The 5,543-nt window shown below is 54.7% G+C and carries 6 protein-coding genes and 1 pseudogene; all 7 read right to left on the bottom strand.

The features are described from left to right. Positions 1–242, bottom strand: a pseudogene (locus Q0X57_RS07305) (1-deoxy-D-xylulose-5-phosphate reductoisomerase); the annotation flags it as partial. A 31-nt stretch (positions 243–273) separates the two neighbouring features. Continuing rightward, positions 274–819, bottom strand: coding sequence for a ribosome maturation factor RimM (gene rimM, locus Q0X57_RS07300; protein ID WP_297729663.1), 546 nt, complete (start codon positions 817–819; stop codon positions 274–276). Beyond that, on the bottom strand, positions 812–2,122 hold the full coding sequence (gene murA / locus Q0X57_RS07295) for a UDP-N-acetylglucosamine 1-carboxyvinyltransferase (protein WP_007366184.1): 1,311 nt from the start codon (positions 2,120–2,122) through the stop codon (positions 812–814). The genes rimM and murA overlap by 8 nt, the downstream gene beginning before the upstream one ends. Before the next feature lie 44 nt (positions 2,123–2,166). After that, on the bottom strand, positions 2,167–2,853 hold the full coding sequence (locus tag Q0X57_RS07290) for a DUF4290 domain-containing protein (protein ID WP_297729659.1): 687 nt from the start codon (positions 2,851–2,853) through the stop codon (positions 2,167–2,169). A gap of 20 nt (positions 2,854–2,873) precedes the next feature. Then, a complete protein-coding gene (locus Q0X57_RS07285; protein WP_297729656.1) occupies positions 2,874–4,241 on the bottom strand; it encodes a glucose-6-phosphate isomerase in 1,368 nt (455 codons plus the stop codon). Positions 4,242–4,276: 35 nt separating this feature from the next. Beyond that, the gene (locus Q0X57_RS07280; RefSeq protein ID WP_297729653.1) at positions 4,277–5,284 is read right to left on the bottom strand and encodes an NAD(P)H-dependent glycerol-3-phosphate dehydrogenase; all 1,008 of its coding nucleotides are present in this window, start codon (positions 5,282–5,284) and stop codon (positions 4,277–4,279) included. A gap of 61 nt (positions 5,285–5,345) precedes the next feature. Continuing rightward, positions 5,346–5,543 (bottom strand): DUF4332 domain-containing protein (locus Q0X57_RS07275; RefSeq protein WP_297729650.1); only part of this gene is annotated, 198 nt, incomplete at its 5' end.

The following is a 5,543-nucleotide window of genomic DNA, read 5'->3' as shown; positions in this document are numbered from 1 at the left end:
TCGGCGCCAACGAGTACGGTGCAGGTTAGCCTTTTGAGGAGGGGGGCTTGCTCTGTAGCAGCTTTTTCGTCAGCTACGACCACGACGGCCGGATGGTATTTCTCCGCCTGCTCTACGAGGAGAGGCACGTTGCGATGTGTGGTGAGGGCATAGACGGTGAGTAGCTCGGGGTGAAAGGAGATGACCTCCAGTGCCTGGGTGCCGATACTGCCTGTCGAGCCAAAGAGTGCGATGCGTCGCATAGTGTGTAGTCTGCTTGTGGGAAGGGGGGGCTTACAGGTCTAAGAGCCCTTGGGGTATGTGGAGCTGGATGGTTTTGCTCTCAGGATCGATCGTCTCGACGAGCTCCTCGTGGATGGGTATCAAGCGCTGGGTGCCATCGGAGCTTTCGATGGTGAGGAGGATGTTTTCCGTTTGGTCATTGATCTCTAGGATCGTGCCGACGGCTTCGCCCTCGGGGGTGATCACTCGGAAGCCGATGAAGTGATCCCAGCTATAAGCAACCTCGCTCTCTGCCAGGAGCTCTGTGGGAACGAAGAGACGCCACCCAGTCATCTTCTCAGCGATGGAGCGATCAGCGACATGCGCTAGTGTGAGCAGGTAACTGTCTCCCTTGCTACGATAGCTCAGGAGCTGGTACGGTACGGGCAGAGCGTCAATCTCGGCAAAGAGGAAAAAGGCTCCGCAGCTAGGGTCGCTGCAGAGGGTCTCTAGCTCAATGGTCAGGTAAGCTGTTAGCTCACCACGCACGCCGTGTGGCTTGCCTAAGTGGCCAATGGGCGTGAGCTCTGGTACGGTAAAGGCTGTGGTACTACTCATCGCGTCTCTCGATGTGAGCGCCTAGAGCGTTGAGTCGCTCGTGTAGATGCTGATAGCCACGATCGATCTGCTCGGCATTGTTAACCACGCTAGTGCCATCAGCGCTCAGCGCAGCTATCAAGAGAGCGATACCCGCGCGTATATCTGGCGAAGCCATCACGGCTGGACGCAGACGGGTCTGGTGGTCTTTGCCAACGACCACTGCGCGGTGTGGGTCGCAAAGGATGATCTGTGCGCCCATATCGATGAGCTTGTCCACAAAGAAGAGACGGCTCTCAAACATCTTCTGATGAATGAGGACGGTCCCCTTGGCCTGTGTCGCTACAACGAGGAAGACGCTCAGCAAGTCTGGTGTCAGTCCTGGCCACGGCGCATCGGCGATGGTAAGGATAGAGCCATCCATAAAGGTCTCTATCTCGTAGCTCTCTCTGGCGGGTATAATGAGGTCATCGCCTCGCTCTATGATCTCGATACCGAGCTTGCGAAACATCTGCGGGATGAGCCCTAGGTCGGGCAGACCGACGTTCTTGAGCGTTAGCTCGCTTTGCGTCATGGCTGCGATACCGATGAAGCTACCCACCTCAATCATATCGGGCAGGATACGATGCGTCGTGCCATGTAGTCGCTCGACACCCTCGATGGTGAGCAGATTAGAGCCAATGCCCGAGATACGGGCTCCCATAGAGACGAGCATACGACAGAGCTGCTGTATGTATGGTTCGCAGGCTGCATTGTATATAGTCGTCTTGCCATCTGCTAGGACTGCCGACATGATCACATTGGCGGTACCTGTCACGGAGGCTTCCTCGAGGTGCATATAAGCTCCCCGCAGGTGTGGCACCTCTATGCGAAAGGCTCTACGCTCCTGATCATACTCGCACTCCGCCCCTAGGGTGGCAATGCCGATCAGGTGGGTGTCTAGTCGACGGCGTCCTATCTGATCACCGCCGGGCTTGGGAAAGACGGCGTGCCTACAACGACCGACGAGAGGACCGACGAGGAGCACGGAGCCACGCAATATCTTGCTCTCATGGAGGAACTGCGGAGAGTCAACGAAGTCTAGATCTATCTCCTGAGCTCTGAAGCGATAGCTGTCGTGGCTGAGTCGTGTTACCTCAACACCGAGGAGCTCTACGAGCTTGATGAGGTTGTTGACATCGAGGATGTCTGGGACATTCTCTAGAATGACCTCTTCGCTGGTTAGTAAAGTGGCGGCGATGACTTGGAGCGCTTCGTTTTTAGCTCCTTGTATGGTTACCTCGCCTTGGAGTCTGTGACCTCCCTCGATGATGTAAGATGCCATAAGCTAGTGTCGTAAGAGTAAGAAAGTGTGTGTGTCTGTATCGGCTAACGTCTAGAGCGGTTGGGACGACCGCCACGGCGACCTCCGCCTCTGGGGTTGTTGCCACGTGCTGGGCGCTTGTACTGTCTCCTAGAGCGGTTGCCTCCACGCCCATGAGGAGTGTGCCGTGCGGTAGCGTCTAGCTGGTGCTCCTCTTCGGTCAGCATGAGCTTACCGCCAGAGAGTTCGTAAAGGTCCTTAAAGATGGTGTAGTCATCAACGGCACGCTTATTCCACAAGATATAAGCCTGCTTCATGCGGTTGGCAATGGAGAGAGCCAAAGCCTCGCGCTCGTCGCCCTCGGGCATCTCGCACGCTTTCTTGATCAGCTCCTGAATGAGGTGCCCATAGTGGCGATAGATGATGTCGTCCTCAGGATAGGACAAAGGCTCAGGCGCACCACGGAGCGCCTCCTCGTGAATGGGCTCTACGGGGTAATCAATGTCTAGCGCAAAGTGCGACATGACGGCTAGGTGATCCCAGAGGACTTTGTGGTCCTCCGACTTCTTAGCCTGCTCGGGCTGGATGATCGCCATCGCCTGGACAATAGCGTGAGCGCAACGAGTCCGCTCATCGCGGTCTTCAATGGTCAAGCAGTAGTCTACCATGTGCTGGATATGGTGTCCATACTCAGGAAGAGGGATGACCTCATGGTAGCTCTTCTTGTGGATTGTTTGTATCGTATCTGTCATTGTTGTAATCTGTCGTAAGTTCATTTGTTGAGGCGCTGGCGCATCGCTTTCGTCTCGCTCTCGAAGCCTGGCTTAGCTAGGAGAGCAAACATATTGCGCTTGTAGTCCTCCACGCCTGGCTGGTCAAAGGGGTTAATCCCCATCATATAGCCACTGATGGCGACGGCATACTCCATCGTATAGATGAAGGCGCCAATCGTCCTAGCGTCAATCTGCGGCAACTGCAACTGCAGGACTGGCACACCGCCATCTTCGTGCGCTAAGAGCGTGCCTAGATGCGCCTGTTCATTGACATGGTGCATCGTCTCGCCCGCTAGGTAGTTGAGACCGTCTAGGTTTTGCTCATCTATTGGGATGGTGATCGTGTCTCGCGGCGTGTCGACGACGATCATCGTCTCGAGGATGTTGTGGGGACCTTGCTGTATCCACTGCCCCATTGAGTGCAGATCGGTCGTGTAGGTCAGAGAGAGCGGGAGTAGTCCCTTGCCCTCCTTGCCTTCGCTCTCGCCAAAGAGCTGCATCCACCACTGCCCGAGGGCACTCAGCCGAGGCTCAAAGGCTACCAGCACTTCGCTCACAGCACACTCTTGGTAGGCGGCTTGTCTTGTCACGGCATACTGCACGGCTGGGGTCTCTAGCGGATGCTCCGTACTACGATACAGGAGCGCTGTGTCACTGGCACCTTGAAGTAAAGCCTCAATGTCAAAGCCTGCCAAAGCAATCGGCAACAGCCCCACAGGAGTCAGCACGGAGAAGCGACCGCCCACGTTATCTGGTATGACGAAGGTGTCGTATCCCTGCTCGTCTGCTAGGCGACGCAGAGCGCCTCGCTTCTTGTCGGTAATGGCAACGATACGTCGCTTAGCCACCTCCTGACCATCACGAGCCACTAAGTACTGGCTCAACATGCGGAAAGCGATAGCTGGCTCGGTCGTCGTGCCACTCTTAGAGATATTGACAATGCCAAAAGGCTTGTCCACCACCAGATCCATCAGATCGTGCAGATAGTCACTGCTAATATTGTTTCCCGCAAAGAGTACTTGCGGATGCCCTAGCTCAGGCTGACGATGCGTGGAGAAGTGGTCTCCGAGTGCCTCTATGACCGCTTTGCCACCTAGGTAACTTCCCCCGATGCCTATACATATTATATATAGGCACTCATGGCGAAGCCTATCGGCTACCGTCTGTATCTGCTTGGCGAGGTCACGCTCGAGCGTCTTCTCAGGGAGTGTGAGCCAGCCTAGGAAGTCGCTACCAGCTCCTGAGCCTGTGTGTAGCGTCTGAATCGCTGCGAGCGCATCTTGCTCTGCCTGTCGGATGGTCTCTGCCGATAGATGAGCCTGCGCATGTGTTGTGTCAATCTGAATGAGCGATGCGGCTGTCTTCATAGTGTATCGTGTCTTAGGTTAAATGAGTTCGTCCGTTAGCGGAACTTGAGCGAAAGTCGCTCAATGGTTTCCTTGGCCGACTGCTTATTATAGAGTATCTCGTAGACAGCGTCCATGATCGGCATATTGACTCGGTAGCGTGTCGTGTTAAGTTCGCGGACGCACTTAGCTCCGTAGTAGCCCTCCGCCACCATCTCCATCTCTACCTGCGCAGCCTTGACACTGTACCCCTTGCCGATCATCGTACCGAAGGTTCGGTTGCGACTATAGTTAGAGTAAGCAGTCACGAGCAGATCGCCTAGATAGACCGAGTTGGTGATGACACGATGGTTGAGCAGGTGCACCGTATTGACAAAGCTATTCATCTCAGCAATCGCATTGCTGATGAGGACGCTCTGGAAGTTGTCTCCGTAGTTGAGTCCGTTGCATATACCCGCAGCGATGGCGTAGATGTTCTTTAGTACCGAGGCAAACTCAATGCCGACCACATCGTCCGACGTAGTGCAGGTAATGTAGTCACACGAGAGCGTATCAGCCATCAGATGCGCCAACTCATCGCTGTAAGACCCTGTGGTCAAGTAGCTCCGACGCTCCTGCGCCACCTCCTCAGCGTGACAAGGACCACTCACCACACCGATCTGCCCCTGTGGCAGGGAGAACTCCTTGATGAGGAACTCCGAGACCAAAAGGTTTTCGTCAGGCACGATCCCCTTGACCGCATTGATGACCTGCTTGCCACGCATGCTGCTACGCTTCACCTTCTTGAGGTAGTGCTTGATGTAGGGCGAAGGAGTCACCAAGATGATGGTGTCACTATTGCGAAAGAAAGGGTTGATCGAGCCCTCTGTGTAGAAGGTTATCCGATTCGTATCAAAGGCAGCACTAGAGAGGTAGTCGGGGTTATGCCCCGTAGCCTTAAAGCGCTGCACCTGATCATCTCGACGCACATACCAATTTATCTCAGGCGTAGACTCTAGAGAGATCTTAGCCAGTGCAGTAGCCCAGCTACCACTACCTAGTATGCCTATGCGACCAATATCCATATTGACTGTACCGTATACACGCCATGCCCTCTAGCAAGAGAGAGCTATGCGTGAACTATGATTATTTCGTAGACTCCTCGCCCACCCACTTGGATATTTCCTCCAGTGCGGGGATCTGCAAGCCTAGCTTATACTTCTTATTGATATCCATCATCTGCTGCATCACCTTGCCAGGAGCTTTGCCTGCGAGGTCTGCTACAGTGAGGTAACCAGCCTTTTGCAAGAGTGGCACCCACGTCTTATCAATGCCAACGGTTTC

This window comes from uncultured Porphyromonas sp., assembly GCF_947254915.1.
Lineage (GTDB): Bacteria > Bacteroidota > Bacteroidia > Bacteroidales > Porphyromonadaceae > Porphyromonas.
The sequence above is the reverse complement of the archived record's forward strand: the minus strand, read 5'-3'. Positions and strand labels throughout refer to the sequence as shown.